The sequence below is a fragment of the Actinomadura parmotrematis genome (assembly GCF_019458805.1).
Lineage (GTDB): Bacteria > Actinomycetota > Actinomycetes > Streptosporangiales > Streptosporangiaceae > Spirillospora > Spirillospora parmotrematis.
The window spans coordinates 13417-40072 of the sequence record NZ_JAIBOA010000032.1 but is presented as its reverse complement, the minus strand read 5'-3'; the positions used below and the strand labels follow the sequence as shown (position 1 = coordinate 40072).

Genomic DNA, 26656 nt, shown 5'->3' with positions numbered 1-26656 from the left:
CGTGCTGAGCCGGGAAGAGCGCGGGACCGCTTCGACGGCGGGCCACTCGGAGGTCCACCGTCAAGCGGTCTCGCGAGCCTTGTTGCGTAATGTCCGCGGGACGCGGTACCGCCGCCCGTCCCGCACCGGACGAGCTCGGGCCCGGCACGCATGTGCGTGCCGGGCCCGAGGCTTTGGGGCCGGCGGGTGATCGCTCGTTGTCCCGGCCGCCACCCGATCACCCGTGTCGAGATGCGGCGTGTCGGGCGCTTTGAAGATCGAAAGTGCCCGACACGCCGCATCTCGACGGTGGCGACCGGGTGGTCATTAGGCGCGCGACCGTCCCAGCCGCGCGGGCAGATCGTGGAGCGATGTCGCGCTCGCCCCAGGCGCGGTCGAAGGGCGAGCCGCCAGGCGAGTGCTTCGGGCCGGGACGTAATGAGCGAGGCCCCTCGGGTAAAATGATTACCAGGGGTCATGGATTTCGTACCTAGTGCTACGATCCGGGCGGGGCCGGGCGGAACGTGCGGACCTGGCGAATGATCTTGCGGCGCAACCGGATGCGGCGGCTGCCGTCGGAGTAGAGGCGCAGCCGGTCGAGCTCCCAGCCGCCGTACTCGGCGTGCTCGGCCATGATCTGCCGGGCCTCGTTCCGAGTGGTGCCGCGGGGGAGCCGCAGGACCAGGTAGGTGTACTCCACCATCGCTGTTCATTATGGCCCGGCGGGGAACGGCGGGGCACCCCGAGGTGACGGCCGCGGTCGGCACCCCCGGCGGTGACGTGTCATCCTGTCGGGGGCCGTGGCGGGGAGCCCGTGGCGGCCCGTCCCGCAGGGGGCGGGCGGCGGGATCCGCGGCGCGGTCCGCGGGGCGCGGGCATGAACGCGCCGTGGTGGGACGTTGTAGCGAGTCCGTGCACGAAGACCAGACAGCGAGGTTGGAGCGACTGTGCCAGCCAAGAACGGCACCGCGAAGAGTGGCCAGGCCGGGGGCAGCGGCACCCGGCTGGTGATCGTCGAGTCGCCCGCGAAGGCGAAGACGATCGCCGGGTACCTGGGGCGTGGCTACATCGTGGAGTCCAGTATCGGCCACATCCGTGACCTGCCCGGGAGCGCCTCGGAGGTACCGGCCAAGTACAAGGGGGAGTCCTGGGCCAAGCTCGGCGTGAACGTCGAGCACGGCTTCGAGCCCCTGTACGTGGTCAACACCGACAAGCGCCAGCAGGTGGCCAAGCTCAAGAAGCTGCTGGCCGAGGCCGACGAGCTCTTCCTCGCGACGGACGAGGACCGGGAGGGCGAGGCGATCGCCTGGCACCTCCAGGAGGTCCTGAAGCCGAAGGTCCCGGTGCACCGGATGACCTTCAACGAGATCACCAAGGACGCCATCCAGGCCGCCGCCGCGAACCCGCGGGAGCTGAACCTGCGGCTGGTGGACGCCCAGGAGACCCGGCGCATCCTCGACCGGCTGTACGGCTACGAGGTCAGCCCGGTCCTGTGGAAGAAGGTCATGCCGAAGCTGTCGGCGGGCCGCGTCCAGTCGGTGGCGACGCGCCTGGTGGTCGAGCGGGAGCGCGAGCGCATCGCGTTCGTGCCGGCGCACTACTGGGACATCGCCGCGGAGTTCGACACCGGTACCGGCGAGGAGCCGCACGCCTTCAAGGCGGGCCTCGTGGCGGTGGACGGCAAGCGCGTCGCGCAGGGCCGCGACTTCGCCTCGGACGGCACCCTGAAGACCCGCGACGCCCTGCACCTGGACGAGTCCGCCGCGCGCGCGCTGGCGGGACGTCTGCAGGGCCGTCCGTACGCGGTCCGTTCGGTCGAGCGGAAGCCCTACACGCGCAAGCCGTACCCGCCGTTCCGCACGACGACGCTGCAGCAGGAGGCCAGCCGCAAGCTGGGCTTCTCGGCCAAGTACACGATGTCGGTCGCGCAGAAGCTGTACGAGAACGGCTTCATCACCTACATGCGCACCGACTCGATCACGCTGTCGGAGACCGCGATCAACGCGGCGCGACGGCAGGCGGCGACGCTGTTCGGCGGCGAGTACGTGCCGGACAAGCCGCGCGTCTACACCTCGAAGGTGAAGAACGCGCAGGAGGCGCACGAGGCGGTCCGTCCCGCGGGTGACAGTTTCCGCACCCCCGGTGAGACGGGTCTGTCCGGCGACCAGTTCCGGCTCTACGAGCTGATCTGGAAGCGCACCATCGCCAGCCAGATGAAGGACGCCGCGGGCCAGTCGGTGTCGATCCGCGTCGCCGGCGAGTCCACGCAGGGCGAGACGGCCGAGTTCGGCACGACCGGCAAGACGATCACCTTCCACGGCTTCCTCAAGGCGTACGTGGAGGGCGCCGACGACCCGGCGAGCGACCGCGACGACGCCGAGCGGCGGCTGCCGAACCTGACCGAGGGCGACGCCTTGTCGGCGAACGCGGTCGAGGCCGAGGGTCACTCGACCCGCCCGCCCGCCCGCTACACCGAGGCGAGCCTGGTCAAGGAGCTGGAGGACCGCGAGATCGGGCGGCCGTCCACCTACGCCTCGATCATCGGGACGATCCTGGACCGCGGCTACGTGTTCAAGAAGGGCACGGCGCTGGTGCCGTCCTTCCTGGCGTTCGCGGTGACCAACCTGCTGGAGCGGCACTTCGGCAACCTGGTCGACTACGACTTCACCGCGCACATGGAGGACGGCCTCGACGAGATCGCCCGCGGCGAGGCCGAGCGGGTCCGCTGGCTCGGCCGGTTCTACTTCGGCGACGAGGGCGAGGACGGCCTGCGGGAGCTGGTCGGCGACATCGGCGACATCGACGCCAAGGGCGTCAGCTCGTTCCCGATCAAGGGCAGCGACATCATGGTCCGGGTCGGCCGCTACGGCCCCTACCTGGACCGCGACGGCGAGCGCGTCAACATCCCTGAGGACCTGGCGCCCGACGAGCTGGACGCGGCGAAGGCCGAGGAGCTGTTCGCGCAGCCGTCCGGCGACCGGGAGCTCGGCGCCGACCCGGCGACGGGGCACACGATCGTGGCGAAGTCGGGCCGGTTCGGCCCGTACGTCACCGAGATCCTGCCGGAGCCGCCGGCGCCCGCCGAGGGCGAGAGGAAGCGGGCGAAGAAGGCCGACGCCGCCAAGCCGCGCACCGGGTCGCTGTTCAAGTCGATGAGCCTGGACACGGTCACGCTGGACGACGCGCTGAAGCTGCTGTCGCTGCCGCGCGATCTCGGCGAGCTGGACGGCGAGCCGGTCACCGCGCAGAACGGCCGGTACGGGCCGTACATCAAGCGCGGGACGGACTCGCGGTCGCTGGCGGCCGAGGAGGACCTGTTCACGGTGACGCTGGAGCAGGCGAAGGAGCTGCTGGCGCAGCCGAAGCAGCGCGGGCGGGGGCGGGCCGCGGCGGCGCCGCCGCTCCGCGAGCTCGGCACCGACCCGGCGTCCGGCAAGCCGATGGTGATCAAGGAGGGCCGGTTCGGGCCCTACGTGACCGACGGCGAGACGAACGCGAGCCTGCGCAAGGGCGACGAGATCGAGAAGATCACCGATCAGCGCGCCGCCGAGCTGCTCGCCGAGCGTCGCGAGAAGGTCGCGGCCGGTGGCGGCCCGAAGAAGAAGGCCCCGGCGCGCCGCCGCACCTCCACCAAGTCACCCTCATAAGGACATCCGCGTCGATACCCTGACCGACATGACCAGAACGGGCGCCAACCGGTCGCTTCCCGCCGAGCCGCCGGACGTCGCGTCGACCCAGGCGTTCCGGCGGCTGCGCACCGCGCTGTCGCTGTCCAGTCTCGGCCGGTGGCTGAGCCTGCCGGCACTGACGGCGGTCGCGGGCGTGCTGACCCGCGGCGACGACGTCCCGGCCCGCCTGCGGGCGGCCGGGCTGGTCCTCGCGCTGATGCTGCTGCCCGCGCTGCTGCTCGCGCCCGCGGTGGGCGCGGCGGCGTCCCGGCTGGACCGGCGCCTCGCGCTGGCGGTCGGGGACGGCGTGCGGTTCGCGCTGCTGGTGTCGGTGCCGCTCGTGCACAACCTGGTGTGGACGTTCGTCGCGGCGCTCCTCGTCGCGTGCGTGACGCCGCTGTGGGAGCCGGTCGTCGCCGGGAGCGCGGAGGCCGGCGACGAGCGGGCGCCGTCGCTGCTGCGCGCCGCCTACGGGACGGCGCCGGTCGCGGCCGTGCTGTTCGCGGTCCTGGCGCTGATCGGTGACGCGGCGTTCGGCGACGCGCACCGCGCGGACCTCGCCGCCTACGCGACGGCGGTGGTGTTCCTGGCCGCCGCCGCGCTGACGGCGACGCTGCCCGGCGGTCCGGCGGACGCCGTGCCGTCGCCGCTGAAGCTGCTCGTGCGGGGCCGGGACGCGGCGGGCCTCGCGGTCGCCGGCGCGGCCCTGGCGGCGGGCGCGGTCACCTCGGTCGCGCTGGTGTACGCGAACGAGCTCGGCGGCGGGGACGCCGGGTACGGGTCGGTCCTCGCCGGGCTCGCGGCGGGGCTGGTCGCCGGGCGGTTCCTCGGCCCGCGGATCCTCGGCCCGTTCTCGCGGCGGCGGCTGCTCGGCCTCGCCGCGATCGCGACGCCGCTCGCGCTGCTCGTCACCGCGCTCGTGCAGAACCTGGTGGTGGTCGTGGTGGGCGCCGCCGCCCTCGGCCTGCTCGCCGGGATCGCCTGGGCGGCCGCGGCCGGCGCCGCCGGGTTCGGGTACGCGCGGGCCGCCGCGCTCGTCGCGGCCCTCGTCGCGGCCGCCGCGACGCCGGCGCTCGCGGGCGTCCTCGGCGACCGCCGCCTGAAGGTCGGCGGCGCGTCCTACGACCTCACCGGGGTGCACGCCGCGCTGCTGATCGTCGCGGTGGTGGCGCTGGTCCTCGGCCTCGCGGCGTTCCGGCGGGTCGACGACCGGCGCGGCATCCCGCTCGGCGCCGACCTCGCCGCCGCGCTGCGCGGCGAGGTGTACGCGCCGCCCGTCCCCGAGCGCGCCCCGGCCGCGCGCACCGAGCGCGGCGTGTTCGTGGCGTTCGAGGGCGGCGACGGCGCGGGCAAGACGACGCAGGCGCGGCTCGCCGCGATCTGGCTGCGCGACCACGGCTACGACGTCGTCACCACGCACGAGCCGGGCGCGACCAAGACCGGGATGCGGCTGCGGGCGCTGCTGCTGGACCGCGAGACGACGGGCCTGTCGTCGCGGGCCGAGACGCTGCTGTACGCGGCCGACCGCGCCGACCACGCCGCGAACGTGATCCGGCCGGCGATGGCGCGCGGCGCGATCGTCGTCACCGACCGGTACGTGGACTCCTCGCTGGCCTACCAGGGCTACGGGCGCGGCCAGTCGGTGCAGGAGATCGCCGAGCTGAACGGGTGGGCGACCGGGGGCCTCGTGCCCGACCTCACCGTCCTGCTGGAGCTGCCGCCGGACGTGGCGCTCGCCCGCATCACCGGCACGCCCGACCGGATGGAGGCCGAGTCGGCCGACTTCCACGAGCGGGTGAACGCCGGGTTCCGCGCCCTCGCGCAGGCCGACCCCGACCGCTACCTGGTGCTGGACGCCTCGCGCCCGCAGTCGGAGCTGAGCCGCGCGATCCAGGACCGGATCCGGGCGATCCTGCCCGACCCGGTGCCGGCCGGGACCGAGGACGTCACCAGCACCTTCCCGGCCATCACCGACGTCTGAGCCGGTTAGCCTGGTCGGCATGAGCGTGTGGGATGACCTGGTCGGCCAGGAGCGGGTCGTCGAGCAGCTGCGGGCGGCGTCGGACGGGGGCGTGCCCGCGCACGCCTGGCTGTTCACCGGGCCGCCCGGGTCGGGGCGGACGACGGCGGCGCGGGCGTTCGCCGCGGCGCTCCAGTGCACCGAGGTCCCGCGCGGCTGCGGGCACTGCGCGGCCTGCCACCAGGTGCTGCAGGGCACGCACGCCGACGTCGAGGTGGTGCGCCCGGCGGGCCTGTCGTACGGGGTGCGGGAGACGCGGGCGCTGGTGCTGCGGGCGGCGTCGTCGCCGGCGGGCGGCCGCTGGCAGATCGTGCTGTTCGAGGACGCCGACCGCGCCACCGAGGCCGCCGCGAACGCGCTGCTGAAGGCCATCGAGGAGCCGCCCGCGCGGACGCTCTGGCTGCTCTGCACGCCCTCGCCGGAGGACCTGCTGGTGACGATCCGCTCCCGGTGCCGCCTCGCGACGCTGCGGACGCCGCCGGTGGAGGCGATCGCACGGATGCTGGTGCAGCGCGAGGGCGCCGACCCGCAGGCGGCCGAGACCGCCGCGCGCGCCGCGCAGGGCCACATCAGCCGGGCCCGCGAGCTCGCCACCGACGCCGAGGCCCGCGCGCGGCGCGGCGAGGTGCTGGGGCTGCCGCGCCGGATGACGGGCGTCGGCCCGGCCGTCATGGCGGCGGAGCGGCTGGTGAAGAGCGCCGAGGCGGACGCCAGGGCGCACACCGAGGCGCTCGACGAGACCGAGACGTCGGCGCTCCGGCAGGCGCTCGGCGAGAGCGCCAAGGGCCGGATGCCCCGGGGCACGGCCGGGGCGATCAAGGAGCTGGAGGACCGGCAGAAGTCGCGGGCGACGCGGCTGAAGCGCGACTCCCTCGACCGCGCCCTGCTCGACCTGGCGTCCTACTACCGGGACGTGCTGGCGCTCCAGCTCGGCGCGGGCGGCGCGCTCGTCAACACCGACCTCGCGGCCGAGCTGCGCGGCGCCGCCGGGGACGGGACGCCCGAGGCGACGCTGCGCCGCCTCGACGCGATCATGGAGTGCCGGGAGCGGCTCGGCCAGAACGTCAACCCGCTGCTCGCGGTCGAGGCGATGACGGTGGCGCTCACAACGGCTGGCCGGCGGTGACCTTGGCGCGCGGCCGCTCCGGCTCGGGGGAGCGGTCCGGGGCGGACCCGATGACCGACCCGGCGCCGGGCCGCAGCGGGAACGCGATCTCCTCGCCGGTGGCGGGCGCCACGTCGTCCGCCTTCGGCGAGGTGCGCAGCGACACGGCGACGAGGGCGGCGAGGACGAGCAGGTAGGCGCCCATGACGACGGCGCCGACGGGGTTCGGGCCCATCGTGGTGCCCCAGTAGGCGAGGGCGCCGATGAGCGCGGCGACCGGGATGGTGAGGATCCACGCGATCGACATCCGGCCGAAGATCCGCCAGCTGACCGTGGCGCCGGAGTTGGCGGTGCCGACGCCGGTGATCGCCCCGGAGACGGTGTGGGTGGTGGAGACGGGGGCGCCGGCGGCGGTCGAGCCGAACAGCGCGGCGGCCGCGGCGGTCTCGGCGGTGAAGCCGCTGACGGGGCGGAGCGCGGTGATGTCCATGCCCATGGTCCGCACGATCCGCCAGCCGCCCGAGTAGGTGCCGAGGGCGATCGCGGTCGCCGCGCACACCGCCACCCAGAACGGCACGTCGAGCTTGCCCCCGTGCTCGGTGAGGTGGCCGGTCGCGACGAGCAGCGCGGCGATGACGCCCATCGTCTTCTGCGCGTCGTTGCCGCCGTGGCCGAGGGAGACGGCCGCCGACGAGGCGAGCTGCGCCCACCGGAACCCGCGCTCGGTGCGCTCGACGTCGCGGCCGCGCAGGACGAGCCGAAGGACCAGCATGAGGACGGCGCCGATGAGCATCCCGGCGATCGGCGAGACGACCATGAAGACGAGCGCCTTCCGCACGCTCGCCGCCTTGATCGCCTCGGTGCCGCCGGCGGCGAGGCCCGCGCCGACGAGGCCGCCGATGAGGGCGTGCGAGGAGCTGGTCGGCAGCCCGAGGTGCCAGGACCCGTAGTTCCAGGTGATCGCGCCGAGCAGGGCGGCGAACACCACGGGCTGGCTGAAGAACTCGGTCTTCACGGTCGAGCCGACGGTGTTCGCGACCGCCGTCCCGAAGATGAGGAAGGCGACGAAGTTGAAGAACGCCGCCCAGGCGACGGCGAAGCGGGGCCGCAGCACCCGCGTCGCGATGACGGTGGCCACCGAGTTGGCCGAGTCGTGGAATCCGTTGGTGTAGTCGAACAGCAGGGCCAGTGCGATGAGCCCGACGAGGCCGAGCGTGGTCACGTCCATGTCCGGCTGATGCCCGTCCGTCCCGTGCCCTCGCGCGCCCGGAGGTGAACAATGGCGGAACAGGCGGGAGGCGATCATGAGGCTGTTCGGGCCCGCGCCCTGGGAGGGCGAGCCGGCCGTCCACGGCCCGGTGGGACGGGTGGCGGTGCTGGCGGACGTGCACGCCAACGTGCCCGCGTTCGAGGCGGTCCTCGCCGAGCCGGACGTGCGGTCGGCCGACCTCGTCGTGCTCTGCGGCGACCTGACGTGGGGGCCCGAGCCCGAACGCGCCCACGAGCTGATCGCCGGGCTCGGCGGGCGGGCGCTCTGCGTGCGCGGCAACGCCGACCGCTGCGTCACCGAGATCCGCGCGGGCGGCCGTCCCGTCGCGACCGCCCGGGAGGGCTGGCTGCCGGGCCTGCACTCGCCGCGCGCGGCGGCGTTCCTGGAGAGCCTGCCGTTCAGCGTCGTCGTGGACGTGGCGGGGCTCGGGCCGGTGCGCTTCTGCCACGGCTCGCCGCGCAGCGACCACGAGGCGGTGACTCCCGGGACGCCCGCGGAGCGCTTTGCGGAGCTCGCCGGTTCCGCGCGCGTCCTGGTGACCGGGCACACGCACCTTCAGTTCGACCGGCGGGTCGCCGGGCGACGCAGCGTGGGCCCCGGCAGCGTCGGCCTGCCGTTCCACGACGGGGAGCCAGGCACGGCCCACTGGGCGCTGCTCGGCCCGGACGTCGAGCTGCGGGCGTCCCGCTACGACGTCGCGGAGGCCATCGACCGGGCCCGCGCGTCGGGCGATCCGGCCGCGGAGCGCATCGCCGCCATGCTGCTGGAACCGCCCGAACCGGCGGGGATCGTGGAATACGCCGAGGCGCGCGTGTTCGTGGACTGAGCCGGGGGCGCGCGTCAGGACGGCGCGGACGGCAGGCGGAGGACGAAGTGCGCGCCCGGCAGGTCGGCGGTGCCGCCGATGAGGGTGAGGGTGCCGCCGTAGGTTTCGGCGATCTGGCGGGCGATGGGCAGGCCGAGGCCCGTGCCGCCCGGGTCGCGGTCGCGGGACTCGGGGAGCCGGGCGAACCGCTCGAAGACGCGCTCGCGGGCGTCCGGCGCGATGCCCGCGCCGTCGTCGGCGACCTCGGCGACGACGCCGTCCCCGTCCGCGCGGACGGTGAGGACGACGCGCGACGCGGCGTGCCGTTCGGCGTTGCCGAGCAGGTTGTTCAGCAGCCGCGCGAGACGGAGCGGGCTCGCCGTGACGAGGGCGCCGGGAGTCAGGCGCGCCTCGATCGGGACGCGGCCGGCGGGGCGGCGCTCCAGCTCGCGGGCGGCGAGCGCGGCGAGGTCGAGGCGCTCCTCGGGGACGGGGGCGCAGGCGTCCAGCCGGGACAGCACCAGCAGGTCGTTCACGATCTCGTCGAGCCGCTCCACGTCGCCGATCGCGGTCCGCACGCCGGCGCGCAGCACGTCGGGGTCGGGCTCCTCCACCGCGTTCTCCAGGCAGGCGAGCAGCCCGGCGATGGGGTTGCGCAGGTCGTGCGAGGCGTCGGAGACGAACCGCCGCTCGCGGTCGGTCGCGGCCTGGAGGCGCGCGAGGGTGTCGTTGACGGTCGCGGTCAGCCCGGCGAACTCGCGGGCGCCGCCGCCGTCGCAGGGGACGCGCTCGGCGAGGTCGCTCGTGCCGGTGATGTGGGCGAGGCGGGCGCGGATCTCCTCGACCGGCTCCAGCGTCGTCCCGGTGACCCGCCACGTCCAGAGGCCGGTCAGCGCGAGCAGGCAGGCGAGCAGGGCGAGGACCGTCAGCCGGTCGGCCCAGCCGTCGAGCTGCGGCGGGCGCTCCTCGGCGGCGAACACCATCACCCGGTCGCCGAAGAGGGTGCCGTGCGCGTGCGTGCCGATGACGACGGCGCGGTACCGCAGGAAGGACCGGTGGATCTCCGTGACGACCAGCGCGTTGCCCTCCTCGGTCACGTCCGGGCCGAGCAGCGCGGGGCAGCCCTGGAGGCGCGCGCTGGCGGCGAGCACGGCGCCGTTCCCGCCGATGACCTGGATGAGGTCGGCCTCGCCGCGGCGCGGCTCGGCCGGTTCGGGCGGCGCCGGGACGGGCTCCCGGGTGCCGCGCGGGCCGGGCAGCGGCGGCGGGGCGGGCAGCGGGGCGCCGTGGATGTCGGCGACGACGCGCTCGGCGGTGCGGCGGACCTTGTCCCAGGCGCGGTCGTCGGCGGCCCGGTCCAGCACCGTGACCGTCAGCGCGAGGCCGAGGCCGAGCACGGCCGCGGCGGCGGCGACGGTGAGCACGGTGACGCGGCAGCGCACCGAGCCGAACAAGCACGTACACAGGTACCGGACCGGTCTGTCCACCTCGTCCCACCACGCTCGACGCACCTTAAGTAATGATCATCCTACGGTGGGTGACCGGCGGGCCGCCGGGCGGCCCGCTAAAGTCCGGCGGATCGGGCAACCCGGACGGCCGCACGGTGTCTCTGGGGCATGGATGGTGAAGTGTTGACGATGGCGCGCGCCCGCGACGACGCGGCCCCGGCCGTCACCGACCTCTACCGCGGGCACGCGCTCGGCCTCACGCGCCTGGCGTTCGTCATGGTGGGGGACCGGCAGACCGCCGAGGACGTCGTGCAGGACGCGTTCACGGGCCTCTACCGGAGATGGGGGCACATCGAGGACCGCGAGAGGGCCCTGAACTACGTGCGCTCGGCGGTCCTGAACGGCTGCCGCAACGCGCTCCGCGCACGGCGGCGCCCGCTGCGCGTGACGCACCAGCCCGCGGTGTGGTCGGCCGAAACCGCCGCGCTCGTCGGGGAGGAGCGCCGGGAGGTGCTGGCCGCCCTGGCCCGGCTGCCGGCCCGGCAGCGCGAGGCGCTCGTGCTGCGCTACTTCTCCGGGCTGTCGGAGCAGGAGATCGCCGCCGCGATGGGCGTCAGCCGCGGCACCGTCAAGTCGACCACCTCCCGGGCGCTCGCCGCGCTCGGCCGCCTGCTCGGAGACGACCAGTGAACAGCACCGAAGCCCGGCTCGCCGACGCCCTCCGCGCCGCCGGCGACACGATCGGCCCCGCCGACGTCGCGGACCCGACCCTGACCCCCGGCGGGGCGCGCCGCCGCTGGAAGGCCCCCGTCGCCCTGCTCTCCGCCGCCGCGGCCGCCGCCGTGATCGCCGGCGGTACGCTGCTCGGCCCCGCCGGCCACGACGCCCGGCCTGCCGCGGGCGGCTCCTCGCCGACCCCGTCGGCGACCCCGGCCGCCGAGGTCAGGGTCAGCATCGTCCTCTGCGGGAGAAAGTCCACCGTTCCCCGCTGCCGCCGTTCCCCCGCCACGGAGAACGATCGGAAGCGGCTCCTGAACGAACTCCAGACGTTCGCGTACGTGCGGAGCATCGACGCCAAGGCCGATTACGAGATCGCCCCGAAGAAGGGGAGCAACCTCATCTGGGCGCGGGTGGCCACCCAGGACGACGCGCAGCGGCTCGCCCGGGCGCTGCTCGGCCGGCCCGGCGTGGAGTCGGTGGTCGTCTACCGCTGAGTTCCGTCAGCGGGTGCGGGCGGTGCCGAGGGACCAGGTGACGAGGCGGCGGACGGCGACGATCGCGGCGGTGGCGAGCAGGGACGTCCAGCCGGGGTCGGCGCCGAGGCGCAGCAGCCCGGCGGCCAGCCAGAAGTCCAGGGCGACCGGCAGCCCCGCCCGCAGGCTGCGGGTGGCGAGCCCGACGGCGCCGCCCGCGACCAGGCCCGCGACGACGCAGCAGAGCGCGGCGAGCTGCAGCAGCGCGGTCATTCCGGGGGAGCCGCCGAGGTCGCCCCGGAGGCCGCTGCGGCGGCCTTGGCGAGCTCGCTGCGCTCCTCCTTGATCTCGCGGCCGAGGAAGTAGTTCAGCGCCGTCCGGATGGCGGCGATCGCGGCCAGCTCGCCGATCTCGCGCAGCGTCGGCGCGATCGCCGTGCGCAGGATGTCGGAGGCGAGCTGGAACTCCAGGCCGAGGGCGAGGAAGCGGCCGAGGTTCAGGCGCACCGGGACGAAGCGCTCGGCGTCGCGGGTCCGCACCGCCGTGACGAGGAAGCGGGCGAACGCCACCGCCGCCCCCACGAAGATCACGACGGCGCCGGCCAGCTCGACGAGCCGCACCAGCAGGTCGACGGTCTGCTTGAGCCAGTCCTCGCTCAGGAGCGCATCCATGGATGATCAGTGTGCCGTGCCGGCCGCCCGCCCGTCACGGACCGGCGGCCGGAGCGGGCAGGTAGGGCAGCGGCGACGGCAGGCCGAGGTCGCCGGGGAGCAGGGAGGCGACCCGGACGTCCCGGGCCGTCCCCGCGTGGACGTGGGCGGCGCGGCGCGCCGCCCGCCCGCCGGGCCACCGGTATCGGCGGGCACGATGGGAGGCATGAGCTACCGCGTCACCTTCGTCTGCACCGGCAACATCTGCCGCTCGCCCATGGCCGAGGCCGTCCTCCGCCGCCACGCCGAGGAGGAGGGCCTGGACGTCGAGGTGGACAGCTCCGGCACCGGCGGCTGGCACGCGGGCGACGGCGCCGACCCGCGCACCGTCGCCGCGCTCCGCCGCGCCGGGTACGCGTCGGCGCACACCGCCCGGCAGTTCGGGGACGGCTGGTTCGACCGCTACGACCTGATCGTCGCGCTGGACGCCGGGCACCGCGCCGAGCTGCACGCCCTCGCGCCGGACCGCGACGCCGCCGCGAAGATCCACCTGCTGCGCGAGTACGACCCGGACGCGGCCGGCGACCTGGACGTCCCCGACCCCTACTACGGCGACGACGCCGGTTTCGACGACGTTCTGACTCTTGTCGAGGCCGCGATGCCCGGCCTGCTGGACGCGATCCGCGCCGGCCTGAAGGAGCGGGACGGGCGTGCGTGATGTCCGCGACCTCGGCTCCAGCCACTCCTGGACGCTGCATCAGGCGGTGACCGGCGACGGCCGCCAGGTGTTCGTCAAGCGCGCCCGCGGCGCCGGCGACGTCTTCGCGGCGGAGGCGGCCGGCCTGCGCTGGCTGAAGGAGGCCGGTCCGCGGGCGCCCGTCGCGGACGTCCTGGAGGTCGCCGGCGACCACCTCGTCCTGCCCTGGCTGGAGGAGACAGCCCCGACGCGGGAGGCCGCCGAGCGCTTCGGACGCGACCTCGCCCTCCTCCACCTGGCCCGCCCCGATCGCTACGGCGCCCCCTGGCCGGGCAAGATCGCCGATCTCGACCTCGACAACACCCCGGACGGCGGCCCCTGGTCGCGCTGGTACGCCGAGCGCCGCCTCGCGCCCTACCTGCGCCGGGCCGCCGGGACGCTCGGCCCCGGCCTCACCCGCCGCGTCGAGCGCGTCCTGGAGCGGATCGGCGACCTCGCCGGGCCCGAGGAGGGACCGGCCCGCATCCACGGCGACCTGTGGTCCGGGAACGTGATGTGGACCACGGGCGGCGCCGTCCTCATCGACCCCGCCGCGCACGGCGGCCACCGCGAGACCGACCTCGCGATGCTCGGCCTGTTCGGCCTCCCGCACCTGGCCACTGTCCTCGCCGCCTACGCCGAAACCGCCCCGCCCGCCGCCGGTTGGCGCGAGCGGACGCCGCTGCACCTGCTGCACCCGCTGCTCGTCCACACGGTCCTGTACGGAGCGGCCTACGCGGGCCGGGTGGACGAGGCGGTCAGGAACCTTTCAGGGTGATAAATGCGCCAACATGGGTGTTTGTCCCGCCCGGGATGAGATAGAAACGACGGGCCACGCACCGCGAGAGGTTGGAGAGCGAACACCCCATGGACGGCGGCAGCACCGAGGGACCGGCCCGGGGGCGCGCGCCCCTCTTCCGCCTGCGCGGCCTGCTGCCGCTCGGCGCCGCGGCGGGCGCCTGCCTCTGCCTGTCCGGCGCGCTCGACCTCGTCCACCACCACGAGCGGATCGTGCACCGCGACCACCGCGCCAAGGTCGCCGCGGAGAAGGTCGCCGCGGCGAAGGCCCCGGCCGGCAAGGTGCGCGGCGAGTCGCGCTACGTCGTCGGCGTCCGGCGCACCGGCACCGCGCTCGTCGTCCGCGACATCGGCACCGGCAAGGACGTCGGCGTCCCGGTGGCCGCCCCGCCCGGGCAGCGGTTCCAGCGCATCGCGAGCGGCGGCGACGGCAGCTACGTGGTGGCCGCCGCGTCCGCCGGCAAGGTCGCCTTCCAGCGCCTGCGGCTGGACGGCAAGGGCCGCCCGACGTCCCTCGCCCCGATCCCCGGCGTCGCGATCAGCGCGGCCGCCCGCCCCGGCGCCGACATGGCGGTGAACCGCGGCGACGGCCGCATCGCCTACGCCGTCCCCGCGTCCGGCGGCGCCCGCCTGGCGGTGCTGGACCCGAAGGCGGGCGGCACCAAGGCGTGGACGGCCCGGGGCGCCGGGCGGATCACCAGCCTGTCGTGGGCGGGCCCGACCCTGTCGTTCGTGTGGACGCCCGGCGCCGGCAAGGCCGCCCAGGTGCGGACCCTGGACACCCTCGGCGCCGCCGCCGGCAGCCTGAAGGCCAGTAAGGTCGTGCTGAGGCTGCCCGAGGGCGGCCCCGCCGTCCTCAGCCCCGACGGCGCGACCGTCTTCGCGGGCGTGCCCGCGGCGTCCGCCGCGACCGTCCGCGCCTACTCGGTGTCCACCGGCAAGCCCACCAAGGACGTGTGGAGCAGGCCCCTGGAGGGCGGCCTCACCCGCCTGGACGCCGGCCGCGCGAACGGGCACCTGCTGGTGAGCGCCGCCGACGGCCGCCTCTACGTCCCCGGGGCGCCCGCCGCGGTCCCCGCCGCCGACCTCTCCGACGCGGCCTGGTGACGCGTTAGGTTGGAGGCGCGTACCCGGGCGGAGGGAGCGGATCCATGGGCATGGTGATGGCCGTCAGTTTCACCAGGTACGGCCGGCTCTACTACCTCGACCCCGGGGAGCACTCCCCGCGCGTCGGCGACAAGGTGCTCGTCCCGACCGACGGTGGCCCCGAGGTCGCCGAGTGCGTGTGGGCGCCGCAGTGGGTGTCCGACGACGTGGCCGGCCTGCCGGTGTGCGCCGGGCCCGCCACCGCCGAGCACCTCGGCCGCGACGAGGCGAACCGGCGCCGCCGCGCCGAGGGCCGCTCGATCGCCAAGCGGCTGATCCGCGAGCACGGGCTGCCCATGAAGGTCATCGGCATCGACTACCTGGACGCGGCCGAGGTCTTCAAGGTCTACTTCACCGCGCCGCAGCGGGTGGACTTCCGCGCCCTGGTCCGCGACCTCGCCCGCGCCATGCGGGCCCGCGTCGAGCTGCGGCAGGTCGGCCCGCGCGACGAGGCCCGGCTGCAGGGCGGCATCGGGCCGTGCGGCCGCGACCTGTGCTGCGCGACGTTCCTGAAGGACTTCGAGCCGGTCTCGGTGCGGATGGCCAAGGAGCAGGACCTGCCCGTCAACCCGCTGCGCATCGCGGGCGCCTGCGGCCGGCTCATGTGCTGCCTGAAGTACGAGCACCCGCTGTACGTGCAGGCGCACGAGCGGATGCCCGCGCTCGGGTCGCGGGTGGAGACGCCGCAGGGCGGCGGGCAGGTCGTCGGCCGCAACGTGCCGGGCGACACCGTCACCGTCCGGCTGAGCTCGGGCGGCCGCTGCCAGTGCCCGTCGGCGTCGGTGTGCTCGCCGCGCCGGCAGCACGACGAGCACTACGGCGACGGCGGCGACGGCGCGTCCGGGGACTGACGCCCCCGCCCGTCCCGGCCCCCGGCGGGACGGGCGGGCGGGGACTGGTCAGGCGGCCTTGGACGCGCGCGCCTGCACGGCCGGCATCGGCGACGGCGGGACCACCTTCGGGCCGGGCAGCGCGTACCGCCAGATCTTCTTCCAGGTGCTGGTGACCTGCTGGGTGAAGCCGCCGGTGTGGTACGGCAGGTCGTACTTCTCGCAGAGCGCCCGGATGCGCGGCGCGATCTCGGCGTGCCGGTTGCTCGGCATGTCGGGGAACAGGTGGTGCTCGATCTGGTGCGACAGGTTCCCCGTCATCAGGTGGAAGAACCTGCCGCCGTCGATGTTGGCCGACCCGAGGAGCTGGCGGACGTACCACTCGCCGCGCGTCTCGTCGGGCATTTGACGCTCTTCCAGCTCGAACACCGAGATGTTGCCGGGGAAGTGCCCGCAGAAGATCACCGCGTGCGCCCACACGTTGCGGACGATGTTGGCGGTGACGTTCGCGCCGAGCGTGGACAGGAACTGCGGCCCGCTGAGCAGCGGGAACGCCAGGTAGTCCTTGCCCCACTGGCGGCGGATCTTGCGGCCGATCGCGCGCAGCTTGCGGTCGGTCTCCTCGGGGTCGTTCCTCCCGGCCCGGATCTTGTCGATCTCCAGGTCGTGCAGCGCGACGCCGTACTCGAAGAACATGGCGAGCAGCGTGTTGTAGAGCGGCTGCCCGAGGTTGGCCGGGTGCCACGGCTGCTCGGGCGTGACGCGCAGGATGCCGTAGCCGACGTCGTTGTCCTTGCCGACGATGTTGGTGTAGGTGTGGTGCACGAAGTTGTGCGAGTGCTTCCACTGCTCGGCCGGGGACACGTTGTCCCACTCCCAGGTGGTGGAGTGGATCTTGGGGTCGCGCATCCAGTCCCACTGGCCGTGCATGACGTTGTGGCCGATCTCCATGTTCTCCAGGATCTTGGCCACCGACAGCGTCGCGGTCCCGGCCCACCAGGCCGGCGGCAGTGCGGACAGCATCAGCAGCGCGCGGCCGGTGATCTCCAGCCCGCGCTGCAGCTTGATCACGTTGCGGATGTAGGCGGCGTCGCGCTCGCCCAGGTCGGCGAAGACCTCCTCGCGCAGGGCGTCGAGCTCGGCGGCGATGGCCTCGAAGTCGGCGGGCGTGAGGTGCGCGGCCGGGTTCTGCGGGTCGCGGGCGACCTTCGGCCGCACCGGGGCGGGGGTCGTGCTCGTCATGTCTGGCTCCCCTCGTTCCGTTCGGGGTGGATTCGGGTGGAAGGTCGTTAGAGGTCGATCTCGACGGGGCCGGCGGCGGCGGAGACGCACGTCTGGATCATGTGCCCCTCCTCGCCGTGCACCTCGCCGGTGCGCAGGTCGCGGACCTGCCCGGACCGGAGGCGCCCGACGCAGCTGTAGCAGATGCCCATCCGGCAGCCGCTCGGCAGCAGCGCGCCCGCGTCCTCGCCCGCGACGAGCAGCGGCGTCGCGCCGTCGGCGTCGGTCTCCACGCCGCTCGCGGCGAACCGGACATGCCCGCCCTCGCCGCCGCCGCCCGCGAGGACCGCCTGGAACCGCTCGACGCGGAGCAGCGCGGGGTCGCCCTCGGCGGCCCAGTGCGCCTCGGCCTCGTCGAGCAGGTCGGCGGGGCCGCAGACCCAGGCGTCGCGCTCGGCCCAGTCGGCGCAGGCGGCGGTGAGGTCGGCGAGCTTGAACCGGCCGTCGGCGGCGGTGTGCCGCTCGATCAGGGTGAAGTTCGTCGTCCGCTCGGCGAGGCGGCGCAGCTCGGCGCCGAAGATGACGTCGCCGGGCGTCCGCGCCGAGTGGACGAGGACGGTGTCGGGCATCGGCCCGGCGGCGTCCAGGTGCCGCAGCATCGCCATGACCGGCGTGATGCCGCTGCCCGCCGTCAGGAACAGCAGGCCGCGCCCGCCGGGGGCGTCCGGCAGCGTGAAGTCGCCGCCCGCGGGCTCCAGCCGGACGATCGTCCCGGGTTCGGCCCGCTCGACCAGGTACCGGGAGACGAGGCCGTCGGGGTTGGCCTTCACGGTCACGGTGATCCGGCCGTCGCGGCGCGGCGGCGAGGACAGCGAGAACGAGCGCCAGTGGCGGACGCCGTCGATGTCCACGCCGATCCGGACCCACTGGCCGGGCACGTGGCCGGCCCAGTCCGGGCCGGTCCTGATCTCGACGGTCGCGGCGCCGGGCGCCTCGTGCCGGATCCCCTCGATCCGGCCGCGCAGCTCCGCCGTCGACCAGAGCGGGTTGACGAGCCCGAGGTAGTCCTCGGGCAGCAGGGGGGTGGTCAGCCACCGCGCGGCGGACGCGAGCCGCCGCACGGGGGATCGCCGCGCCACCGCGTGTGTCGTGGTCAAGGTGTCCTCCCCGAGCGCTCCCAACTTACGCTTGCGTAACCTACGGTGGCGTAAGTACGGGACGTACGCAAGGAGGAAAGCCGCAAAGCGACGGGTATCACACCATCGCACGATGTCACATACAGCGGTGTCAACCGGACTGCCAAAGTCGGCCTCCCTTTTTGTCGCCGGGGGAGGGAAATGCTCAACGGGCGACGGAGCCGGCCCGGAACCGCCGTTCCGGACGCGGCGGGGCGGGCGCCTCTCCGGGACGCGGGGGCGCGGCCGCGCGCGGACGTCCGTGCAGGTCAGAGGTCGGGGGATCGGGGCCGGAGTGGTGGGGTGCCCCGTTCGGGAGCGTTGAAACGCCCCTTCCTCCGCTCTCTCATCGAACTCTCACATTCGGCTCAGGAACCCCCCAGATCGGCCCGGCAGCCTTCGGACCATGAAACGGCCGCTTCGCCGCCGGACCCTGCTGATCAACGGCGCGCTCGGCGTGCTGCTGGCGGGCGGGGTCGGCATCGCCTACCTCTCGCTGTCGGACGACGACGCCGGCGCCACCGCCTCGACCCGCCTGGTGGCGGTCACCCGCGGCACGGTGTCCTCGTCGGTCTCGGCCTCGGGGTCGGTGGAGAGCGCGCGCTCCAGCGCGCTGTCCTTCGGCACCTCCGGGACCGTCGCCAAGATCTACGTGAAGGCGGGGAAGAAGGTCGACAAGGGCGACCTGCTCGCCCGCCTCGACCAGACCGAGGCGCTGGAGGGCCTGAACGCCGCCAAGGCCAACCTGGACGCCGCGGCCGACACCGACACCACCACCGCCAAGGGGTACGCCAGCTACCTCCAGGTGAAGAACGCCTACAGCGCCGCCCAGCGCACCTACGCGGGGACGATCCTGCGGGCCCCCTGGGCCGGCACGGTCACCGCGGTCAACGGCACGGTCGGCGGCTCGTCCAGCGGGTCGGGGTCGTCCTCGGGGTCCTCCTCCGGCGGCTCGTCCGCGGGCGGCGCCTCGGGCGGCTCGTCGTCCTCGTCCTCGTCGTCCACCTCCTCGTCCTCCTCGGGCTTCATGCAGCTCGACGACACCGCGCACCTGCAGATCGAGGGCGACTTCACCGAGGCCGACACCACCAAGCTGAAGACCGGGCAGTCGGCGACCGTGTCCTTCGACGCGCTCACCGGCAAGACCGCCACCGGCAAGATCAGCGCGATCGGGACGTCCCCGACGACGACCGACAACGTGGTGAAGTACCCGGCCACCATCACCCTCACCAAGGTCCCCTCGGGCGTCCGGCTCGGGCAGACCGCCACCGTCGAGATCGCCACCTCCAGCGCCGAGGACGTGCTCTACGTCCCGACCGCGGCCGTCCGCACGATCGGCGGGCAGAGCACCGTCACCGTCGACAAGGACGGCAAGCGGAGCAGCGTGCGGGTCGAGGTAGGTGTCAAGGGCGACCAGGGCACCGAGATCAAGTCCGGCCTGAACGAGGGCGACAAGGTCGTGGTGACCGTGGCGACGCAGAGCGGCTCGTCCGGCGGCACCGGCAACCGCACCGGTACCGGGTTCCCCGGCGGCGCGGGCGGCGGCTTCCCCGGCGGCGCGGGCGGCGGGTTCCCCGGCGGCGGCGGGGGCCGGCGGTGATCGACGTCCCCGTCCTCGACGTCCGTGGGGCCACCAAGGTCTACGGCAGCGGGGAGACCGAGGTGCACGCGCTGCGCGGCGTCTCGCTCACCGTCGAGCGCGGCGACTACGTGGCCATCATGGGCGCCTCCGGCTCCGGCAAGTCCACGCTGATGAACATCATCGGCTGCCTGGACGTCCCCTCCGGCGGCACCTACCTGCTCGACGGCGTGCACGTCGGCGACCTGGACGAGCGGCGCCTCGCGATCCTGCGCAACCGCCGGATCGGGTTCGTCTTCCAGTCCTTCAACCTCATCCCGCGCATGTCCGCCCGCGCCAACGTCGAGCTCCCGCTCGCCTACGGCGGGGTGAAGGGCGGCGAGCGCAAGCGCCGCGCGCTCGCCGCGCTCCGCGAGGTCGGCCTCGCCGACCGCGGCGGGCACGAGCCGAACGAGCTGTCGGGCGGCCAGCAGCAGCGCGTTGCCATAGCGCGCGCGCTCGTCACGTCCCCGACGCTGCTCCTCGCCGACGAACCGACCGGCGCCCTGGACTCCAAGTCCACCGCCGACGTCCTCGGGATCTTCGACCGGCTGGCCCGGCAGGGCCGCACCATCGTGGTCATCACCCACGAGGACGAGGTCGCCGCGCACGCCAAGCGCGTCGTGCGGCTCGTCGACGGCCGGATCGTCGAGGACCGCCGGCAGGCCCCGGTGGGGGTCGCATGAGCCCCCTGGAGGTCCTGCGGTTCGCGCTGCGCGGGCTCACCGCCAACAAGCTGCGGAGCGGGCTCACCACGCTCGGCATCCTCATCGGCGTCGCCGCGGTCATCCTGCTGATCGCCTACGGCAACGGCTCGTCCGAGGCCATCAAGAAGAGCATCCAGCGGCTCGGCGCGGACTCGCTGACCGTCTCCACCAGCACCACCAGCAGCAGCGGCGGGGCGCGCACCCAGGCGCGCGACCTCACCGTCAAGGACGCCGAGGCGCTGGCGAAGTCGCCGTCGATCAAGAGCGCGTCGCCGGTGGTGTCCGGCCAGTCGTCCACCGCGACCTACGCGGGGACGAGCAGCACCATCGACCGGTTCGTCGGCAGCACGCCCGACTACTTCGCGGCGGCGAGCAAGACGATCGCGGCCGGGTCGGCGTTCGCCGAGACCGACGGCAACGTCGTCGTCATCGGCAGCACCGTCGCCTCCGACCTGTTCGCCGGCACCGACCCGCTCGGCAAGAAGATCAACGTCGGCGGGATCAACTTCACCGTCGTCGGCGTGCTGAAGGCGTCCGGGTCCACCTCGGGCGGCTTCAACGACCCCGACAGCGTCGCGGTCGCGCCGCTGACGGCCGTCCAGGCGAGCGTCACCGGCTACGGCGCGCTCGACCAGATCGTCATCCAGGCCAAGAGCAGCGAGCAGGTCGACGCGGCGCAGGCCGAGGCCGAGTCGATCCTCCAGCAGCGGCACGGCACCACCGACTTCACCGTCGCCAGCCAGGCGAGCGCGCAGAGCGCCGTCGCCGACTCCAACAAGACCTTCACCGTGCTGCTCGGCGCCGTCGCGGCGATCAGCCTGGTCGTCGGCGGCATCGGCATCACCAACATCATGCTGGTCACCGTCACCGAGCGGACCCGGGAGATCGGCATCCGCAAGGCCATCGGCGCCCCGCGCGGCGCCATCCTCGGCCAGTTCGTCGCCGAGGCCACCATCCTCAGCCTCATCGGCGGGCTGCTCGGGGTGGCCGTCGGGGTGGCCGGCAGCCTGTTCACCATCGCCGGGGTGAAGCCCGTGCTCGTCCCGTCGTCGATCGCGCTGTCGCTCGGCGTCTCGGTCGTCATCGGGCTGTTCTTCGGTGGATACCCCGCCAACCGCGCGGCACGGCTGCGCCCGATCGAGGCACTGCGCCATGAATGAGGCCCGGTCATGAGCGACCACAGGAAGGACGAGCGGGCGCCCCGCGCCCCCGAGTCCGACGCCGAACTGCTGTCGAGCTCCCCCTTCGAGGGCGACCTCGACGAGGAGCTCGCGGCGCAGCCCGCCCGCTCGGTCAAGCCGGGCGCCGCCGTCTACCTCGGCGCCGCCGTGCTGGTGGTCGCCGGGTTCATCGGCGGCATCTGGGCCGACAAGCAGTGGTCGGACGGCGGCTCCGGCTCCGGCCAGCGCGCCGGCGGCGCGCCCGGCGGGCCGAGCGGCTACGGCGGGCTCGGCCAGCGCGGCGAGGGCGGCGGCTTCCCCGGTGGGGGCGAAGGCTTCCCCGGCGGCGGTCAGGGCTTCCCCGGCGGGGGGCAGGGCTTCCCGGGCGGCGGCCAGGCGGCGGGCGGCGGGCAGGGCGGCGGCGCCACCGTCGGCACCGTCACCAAGGTCGGCAAGGGCGTGCTCTACATCAAGACCGCCGACGGCAAGACCGTCAAGGTCAGCACCAGCGGCAAGACCACCATCCGCGTCACCAGGAACGGGACGCTCAAGGACCTCGGCTCCGGCACGACGGTCATCGTCCAGGGCACCGCCGGGAGCGACGGCAGCATCGCCGCGACCAGCGTCAGCCAGGGGACCGCTAGAGGAGGACAGCGACCATGAGGAAGATCGCAGTGGCCGGCGTCGCGGCCGCGCTGATGCTCGCTTCGGCGTGCGGGGGCGGCGGCGACGGCAAGAAGGCGGACGCGTCCTCGACGGGCGGCGCCCAGCAGTCGATGCAGGCGTACCAGCAGTGCCTGGAGAAGCAGGGCGTCAAGCTGCCGCAGTTCGGCGGCGGCCGCAACGGGCAGCGCCCGAGCGGGGCGCCGACGGCGCGGCCGTCGGGGATGCCGTCGGGCCGCCCGTCCGGGATACCGTCGGGCCGGCCGAGCATGTCGGCCGCGCAGCAGAAGGCCATGCAGGCGTGCGCGTCGCTCCGGCCGCAGCGCGGCAACGGCGGCGGGGGCTACGGCGGCGGCTGGGGCGGCGGGCCCGGCCAGGGGCAGCAGCCGCCCGCCGGCTGATCCAGACCCCCGGACGGACGTCCCCCGCGCCCGCCCGGGACCGGTGAGGACCCGGAACCCCCAACCCGGGTCCTCACCGGATCACCTCCCCTTGCGGGGGATCGCCAGCATCGGCAGGACGGCGACCGCGAGCAGCGCCGCCGAGCACCAGAACGTGCCGGTGAAGGCGTCCGACAGCAGGTCCGGGCGGTGCGCCGCGGCCGCCTCGCGCAGGTTGCCGCTCGCCCCCGGCAGCCCGTCCCTGATCATGATCTGCAGGACCACCGCCGTCACCGCGGTGCCGAACGAGCTGCCCACCCGGATGAGGATGTTCGACGCGGTCGTCGCGGCGGGCACCGCGTCCCGCGGCAGCCCCCGGTAGAACGCGGCCTGCACGGCCGGCATCGCGGTGCCGTGGCCGAGGCCGACGACCAGGCCCATCCCCATGATCGCGAGCCGTCCGGTGCCGGGGTCCACGGTCGCCAGCAGCGCCGCGCCCGCGAGGACCAGCAGCGTCCCGGCGACGGCGAGGGGGCGCTGCCCGAGCCGGTCGGTCAGCCTCCCGCTGACCGGCATCGTCACCATCGCGCCGAGGCCGAGCGGCGCGAGCAGCCAGCCCGACTCCAGCGGCGTGTCGCCGCGCACGATCTGCGCGTACAGCGGGACCAGCACCATCAGCCCGAACAGCGACAGGCAGTACACGAACGCGCCGCCGGACATCGCGATGAACGAGCGGCTGCGGAGCGCCCGCAGATCGACGAGCGCCCGCTCGCGCTTGCGCAGCGCGTGCGCGACGAACCCGGCGACGAGCGCCGCCCCCGCGAGCACCGGCACCAGGAACCGCGCGCCCGACAGCGGCACGCCGTCGCCGGCCTGCGCCAGCCCGTAGACGAGCGCGGCGAGGCCGGGGGACAGCAGCGCGAGCCCGGCGACGTCCAGCCGCGCCGACGCGTCCCGCTCGGTGTCGCGCGGCAGCATCAGCACGGCCGCGGCGAGCGCGGCGGCGCAGAACGGCACGTTCACGTAGAACAGCCAGCGCCAGCTCAGGTGGTCGACGATGCCGCCGCCGACGAGCGGCCCGAGCACCGGCGCGATCATCGCGGGCACCGCGACGACGCTCATCACCCGGCCCATCCGGTCCGGGCCCGCGGCGCGCGCCAGCATCGTCTGCCCGACCGGCATGATCATGCCGCCGCCGATCCCCTGCAGCACCCGGAACGCGATCAGCGCGGGCACCGACCAGGCCAGCCCGCAGAGCACCGAGCCCGCCGCGAACAGCACCAGCGACGCCAGCCACATGCGGCGCGGCCCGAAGCGGCGCACCGCCCAGCCGGTCAGCGGGATCGTCATCGACAGCGCGAGCGTGTAGCCCGTCAGCACCCACTGGATGGTCGACAGGGAGGTGTCGAAGTCCTGGCCGAGCGTGGTGACGGCGACGTTCACGATGGTGCTGTCCAGCACCGTCATGAACGCGCCGAGGACCACCACGACGGCGAGCCGCCGGATCTCGGGGCCGAGCCGCGCGTCCTGCGCGGGGGCCGTCACGGTATGCGTCACGAGGGGTCTCCTGCCGTTTCCGTACGCTGTATCGGTTCAACCGTACGCTGTATCGCTCATTCTGTACACCGTATCGGTCGAGCCGTACGCCGTACGGGTAGGATCGGGGGGTGCCCGGAACCCCGCGCGAGCGCCGCGCCCCCTCCGACGTCTGGACGCGCCCGCCCGCGGGCCGCCGGCCGAAGCTGACCCGCGACGCCATCGTCGAGGCGGCCGTCGCGATCGCCGACGCCGAGGGCCTGGACGCCGTCTCGATCCGCCGCGTCGCCGCCGAGCTCGGCGTCCGCGCGATGAGCCTCTACACCCACATCGACGCCAAGGACGACCTGCTCGCCCTCATGTACGACCGCGTCGCCGGCGAGGTCCTGTTCCACGGCGACATGCCCGACGGCTGGCGGGAGGCGTTCCTGGAGATCGCCCGCCGCGAGCGCGCCGCCGGCAAGCGCCACCCGTGGATGTTCGCGGTCCTCGGCCTGCCGGTCTCCGTCGGCCCGAACGGCCTGCGCCACGGCGAGCAGTCCCTGGAGGCGGCGGCCAAGCTCACCACCGACCCGCGCGCGATGCTGGAGATCGTCGGCGCCGTCGACCACTACATGCTCGGCTACGTCGTCCGCGAGACCGCCCGCTCGCCCGAGGACGACACCGCCCTGCTCCGGCGGGTCGCCGCGCACGGCGACTTCGCCCGCCTGAACGCCGTCCTCGACACGGGGCTCTACAGTCAGGAGGGCTACGAACGCGGCGTGAACTGGCTGCTGGACGGCATCGAGCGCGAGTACGGGGCGTAGCGCCCCGGCCGCGGGGAACGGGGTACCGGGTGCGAACCCTGCGAATCACCGGAGCGGCCCTGCTGGGCCTGGCGCTCCTGACGGCCTGCGACGGCGGCGGCGACGCGCCGGCGAAGAGCGCCGCGCCGTCCACGCCGCCCGCCGCCGGCCTGGACGCCTTCTACCACCAGAAGATCGACTGGAGGTCCTGCGACGGCGGCTTCCAGTGCGGCACCGCGCAGGTCCCCCTCGACTACGCGAAGCCGGGCGCCGAGCGCGTCACGCTCTCCCTCATCCGGCTGCCCGCCACCGACACCGCGCACCGCATCGGCTCGCTGCTCACCAACCCCGGCGGGCCGGGCGGCTCGGGCGTCGAGTTCATCCGCGACAGCGGCCGCGCCTTCGACGAGAAGCTGCGCGCCCGCTTCGACCTCGTCGGCTTCGACCCGCGCGGCGTCGGCTCCAGCGCCCCCGTCCGCTGCCTGGACGGCGCCGGCCTGGACCGCTACTTCGCCACCGACTCCTCGCCCGACGACCAGGCCGAGGTGGACGCCCTCGCGTCCGTCAGCAAGGGCTTCGCCGACGCCTGCAAGGCCAAGGCCGGCGCCGAGCTGCCGCACGTCGGCACCCGCGACGCCGCGCACGACATGGACGTCCTCCGCGCCGCCCTCGGCGACAGCAAGATCAGCTACTACGGGGCGTCCTACGGCACCTACCTCGGCGCCGTCTACGCCGACGAGTTCCCCGGCAACATCCGCGCCCTCGTCCTGGACGGCGCCATCGATCCGCGCACGTCCTCGACCGACATCCTCGTCGAGCAGGCCAAGGGCTTCGAGACGGCCCTCCAGGCGTTCATCGCCGACTGCGTCAAGCAGTCCTCCTGCCCCCTCGGCACGAGCGCCCCCGCCGCCACCCAGAAGATCTCCGACCTCCTCACCGCCGCCGACAAGACCCCCCTCGCCAACCGCCGCGACTCCCGCAAGGTCACCGAGTCCTGGGCCGCGATGGGCATCGCGACGTCCCTCTACAACAAGGACTTCTGGCCGATCCTGCGCCAGGCCCTCACCCAGGCCCTCACCCAGCGGGACGGGACGCTCCTCATCACCATCGCCGACCAGATGGTCGAGCGGAAGCAGGACGGCACCTACAGCAACCAGACGGACGCCAACATGGCCGTCAACTGCGTCGACAAGCCCAACCCGGCCGACCTCGCCACCTACAAGAAGGCCGCCGACGAGGCCCGGAAGCAGTCCCCCCGCTTCGGCCCGTTCGTCGTCTGGGGCGGCCTCCCGTGCGTCTACTGGCCGGCCCAGACGAAGCAGGCCCCCAAGCCCATCACCGCCGACGGCTCGCCGCCGATCCTCGTCGTCGGCACCCTCCGCGACCCCGCCACCCCCTACAAGTGGGCGCAGGGCCTCGCCTCCCAGCTCACCAAGGGCGTCCTCCTCACCCTCGACGGCGACGGCCACACCGCCTACCTCCAGGGCAACGCCTGCATCACCAAGGCCACCGACGCCTACCTGATCGACGGCACCCCGCCCGCCAAGGGCACCACCTGCCACTGACCCGCCGAAACCGATGCACACTCCGCCGCCGAGACCCGGTAGACTGCTCCCCGCCGCACCCCGCACGGGACGCGGCACGCCGCCTTAGCTCAGTCGGCAGAGCGATTCACTCGTAATGAATAGGTCATCGGTTCGATTCCGATAGGCGGCTCCAGGTCGAAGCCCCCTTCCGATCATCGGAAGGGGGCTTTTGCTAAC

At 74.3% G+C, this 26656-nt stretch carries 25 protein-coding genes and 1 tRNA gene; 18 read left to right on the top strand and 8 right to left on the bottom strand.

Annotation, left to right across the window (positions count from 1 at the left end):
* Positions 1–475 precede the first annotated feature (475 nt).
* The gene (locus K1Y72_RS33310) at positions 476–682 is read right to left on the bottom strand and encodes a DUF5703 family protein (protein ID WP_220170514.1); all 207 of its coding nucleotides are present in this window, start codon (positions 680–682) and stop codon (positions 476–478) included.
* Between the two features lie 244 nt (positions 683–926).
* Here K1Y72_RS33310 and topA point away from each other — a divergent pair, with 244 nt between their 5' ends.
* Genes topA through K1Y72_RS33295 form a run of 3 tightly spaced genes read left to right on the top strand, consistent with a single transcriptional unit; the run spans position 927 to position 6793 of the window.
* Positions 927–3626 (top strand): type I DNA topoisomerase, encoded by a 2700-nt coding sequence (gene topA / locus K1Y72_RS33305; RefSeq protein ID WP_220170513.1) that lies wholly within the window; start codon positions 927–929, stop codon positions 3624–3626.
* Between the two features lie 28 nt (positions 3627–3654).
* On the top strand, positions 3655–5628 hold the full coding sequence (gene tmk, locus K1Y72_RS33300) for a dTMP kinase (protein ID WP_220170512.1): 1974 nt from the start codon (positions 3655–3657) through the stop codon (positions 5626–5628).
* Positions 5629–5647: 19 nt separating this feature from the next.
* A complete protein-coding gene (locus K1Y72_RS33295) occupies positions 5648–6793 on the top strand; it encodes a DNA polymerase III subunit delta' (RefSeq protein ID WP_220170511.1) in 1146 nt (381 codons plus the stop codon).
* On the opposite strand, the gene K1Y72_RS33290 is transcribed toward K1Y72_RS33295, so the two are convergent.
* The gene (locus tag K1Y72_RS33290) at positions 6771–8000 is read right to left on the bottom strand and encodes an inorganic phosphate transporter (RefSeq protein WP_220170510.1); all 1230 of its coding nucleotides are present in this window, start codon (positions 7998–8000) and stop codon (positions 6771–6773) included. The genes K1Y72_RS33295 and K1Y72_RS33290 overlap by 23 nt on opposite strands.
* Positions 8001–8076: 76 nt before the next feature.
* Here K1Y72_RS33290 and K1Y72_RS33285 point away from each other — a divergent pair, with 76 nt between their 5' ends.
* Entirely contained in the window at positions 8077–8868 is a 792-nt protein-coding gene (locus tag K1Y72_RS33285) for a metallophosphoesterase family protein (protein ID WP_220170509.1), read from the top strand.
* A 14-nt stretch (positions 8869–8882) separates the two neighbouring features.
* Here the strand turns inward: K1Y72_RS33285 and K1Y72_RS33280 are convergent, their stop codons facing one another.
* On the bottom strand, positions 8883–10334 hold the full coding sequence (locus K1Y72_RS33280) for a sensor histidine kinase (protein ID WP_220170508.1): 1452 nt from the start codon (positions 10332–10334) through the stop codon (positions 8883–8885).
* A 150-nt stretch (positions 10335–10484) separates the two neighbouring features.
* Here K1Y72_RS33280 and K1Y72_RS33275 point away from each other — a divergent pair, with 150 nt between their 5' ends.
* Together K1Y72_RS33275 and K1Y72_RS33270 are read left to right on the top strand one after the other, a co-directional pair.
* The gene (locus K1Y72_RS33275) at positions 10485–10985 is read left to right on the top strand and encodes a SigE family RNA polymerase sigma factor (protein WP_258574434.1); all 501 of its coding nucleotides are present in this window, start codon (positions 10485–10487) and stop codon (positions 10983–10985) included.
* A complete protein-coding gene (locus tag K1Y72_RS33270) occupies positions 10982–11509 on the top strand; it encodes a hypothetical protein (protein ID WP_220170506.1) in 528 nt (175 codons plus the stop codon). The genes K1Y72_RS33275 and K1Y72_RS33270 overlap by 4 nt, the downstream gene beginning before the upstream one ends.
* A gap of 6 nt (positions 11510–11515) precedes the next feature.
* Here the strand turns inward: K1Y72_RS33270 and K1Y72_RS33265 are convergent, their stop codons facing one another.
* On the bottom strand, positions 11516–11761 hold the full coding sequence (locus tag K1Y72_RS33265; protein ID WP_220170505.1) for a DUF1622 domain-containing protein: 246 nt from the start codon (positions 11759–11761) through the stop codon (positions 11516–11518).
* A complete protein-coding gene (locus K1Y72_RS33260) occupies positions 11758–12159 on the bottom strand; it encodes a DUF1622 domain-containing protein (protein ID WP_220170504.1) in 402 nt (133 codons plus the stop codon). Before K1Y72_RS33260 ends, K1Y72_RS33265 begins: the two co-directional genes overlap by 4 nt.
* 205 nt (positions 12160–12364) lie before the next feature.
* Here K1Y72_RS33260 and K1Y72_RS33255 point away from each other — a divergent pair, with 205 nt between their 5' ends.
* From K1Y72_RS33255 to K1Y72_RS33240, 4 genes are all read left to right on the top strand, one after another.
* Positions 12365–12856 (top strand): low molecular weight protein-tyrosine-phosphatase, encoded by a 492-nt coding sequence (locus K1Y72_RS33255; protein WP_220170503.1) that lies wholly within the window; start codon positions 12365–12367, stop codon positions 12854–12856.
* Complete coding sequence (locus tag K1Y72_RS33250; protein ID WP_220170502.1) at positions 12849–13652, top strand: fructosamine kinase family protein; 804 nt, start codon at positions 12849–12851, stop codon at positions 13650–13652. Before K1Y72_RS33255 ends, K1Y72_RS33250 begins: the two co-directional genes overlap by 8 nt.
* 89 nt (positions 13653–13741) lie before the next feature.
* Positions 13742–14779 (top strand): hypothetical protein, encoded by a 1038-nt coding sequence (locus K1Y72_RS33245; protein ID WP_220170501.1) that lies wholly within the window; start codon positions 13742–13744, stop codon positions 14777–14779.
* Positions 14780–14823: 44 nt separating this feature from the next.
* A complete protein-coding gene (locus tag K1Y72_RS33240) occupies positions 14824–15669 on the top strand; it encodes a PSP1 domain-containing protein (RefSeq protein WP_220170500.1) in 846 nt (281 codons plus the stop codon).
* Positions 15670–15717: 48 nt separating this feature from the next.
* On the opposite strand, the gene K1Y72_RS33235 is transcribed toward K1Y72_RS33240, so the two are convergent.
* Positions 15718–16890: a fatty acid desaturase family protein gene (locus tag K1Y72_RS33235; RefSeq protein WP_220170499.1), complete on the bottom strand. Its 1173-nt coding sequence runs from the start codon at positions 16888–16890 to the stop codon at positions 15718–15720.
* Between the two features lie 47 nt (positions 16891–16937).
* The gene (locus tag K1Y72_RS33230) at positions 16938–18026 is read right to left on the bottom strand and encodes a ferredoxin reductase (protein ID WP_220170498.1); all 1089 of its coding nucleotides are present in this window, start codon (positions 18024–18026) and stop codon (positions 16938–16940) included.
* Positions 18027–18450: 424 nt separating this feature from the next.
* Between K1Y72_RS33230 and K1Y72_RS33225 the strand changes: the two genes are divergently transcribed.
* From K1Y72_RS33225 to K1Y72_RS33205, 5 genes are read left to right on the top strand one after another with little or no spacing between them, the layout of a single operon-like run.
* Positions 18451–19644 carry an efflux RND transporter periplasmic adaptor subunit gene (locus tag K1Y72_RS33225; protein ID WP_220170497.1) on the top strand — a complete coding sequence of 398 codons (1194 nt, stop codon included), beginning with the start codon at positions 18451–18453 and terminating at the stop codon, positions 19642–19644.
* A complete protein-coding gene (locus tag K1Y72_RS33220) occupies positions 19644–20348 on the top strand; it encodes an ABC transporter ATP-binding protein (RefSeq protein WP_220170543.1) in 705 nt (234 codons plus the stop codon). Before K1Y72_RS33225 ends, K1Y72_RS33220 begins: the two co-directional genes overlap by 1 nt.
* Complete coding sequence (locus tag K1Y72_RS33215) at positions 20345–21529, top strand: ABC transporter permease (protein ID WP_220170496.1); 1185 nt, start codon at positions 20345–20347, stop codon at positions 21527–21529. The genes K1Y72_RS33220 and K1Y72_RS33215 overlap by 4 nt, the downstream gene beginning before the upstream one ends.
* A 9-nt stretch (positions 21530–21538) precedes the next feature.
* Positions 21539–22192, top strand: coding sequence for a hypothetical protein (locus K1Y72_RS33210; RefSeq protein WP_220170495.1), 654 nt, complete (start codon positions 21539–21541; stop codon positions 22190–22192).
* Entirely contained in the window at positions 22189–22593 is a 405-nt protein-coding gene (locus K1Y72_RS33205; protein WP_220170494.1) for a hypothetical protein, read from the top strand. Before K1Y72_RS33210 ends, K1Y72_RS33205 begins: the two co-directional genes overlap by 4 nt.
* 81 nt (positions 22594–22674) lie before the next feature.
* Here the strand turns inward: K1Y72_RS33205 and K1Y72_RS33200 are convergent, their stop codons facing one another.
* Complete coding sequence (locus tag K1Y72_RS33200; RefSeq protein ID WP_220170493.1) at positions 22675–24129, bottom strand: DHA2 family efflux MFS transporter permease subunit; 1455 nt, start codon at positions 24127–24129, stop codon at positions 22675–22677.
* A gap of 110 nt (positions 24130–24239) precedes the next feature.
* On the opposite strand from K1Y72_RS33200, the gene K1Y72_RS33195 reads away from it, so the two are divergent.
* From K1Y72_RS33195 to K1Y72_RS33185, 3 genes are all read left to right on the top strand, one after another.
* A complete protein-coding gene (locus K1Y72_RS33195; protein WP_220170492.1) occupies positions 24240–24914 on the top strand; it encodes a TetR/AcrR family transcriptional regulator C-terminal domain-containing protein in 675 nt (224 codons plus the stop codon).
* A gap of 29 nt (positions 24915–24943) precedes the next feature.
* Positions 24944–26458 carry an alpha/beta hydrolase gene (locus K1Y72_RS33190; protein WP_220170491.1) on the top strand — a complete coding sequence of 505 codons (1515 nt, stop codon included), beginning with the start codon at positions 24944–24946 and terminating at the stop codon, positions 26456–26458.
* A gap of 78 nt (positions 26459–26536) precedes the next feature.
* Positions 26537–26612, top strand: a tRNA-Thr gene (locus K1Y72_RS33185).
* Positions 26613–26656 lie beyond the last annotated feature (44 nt).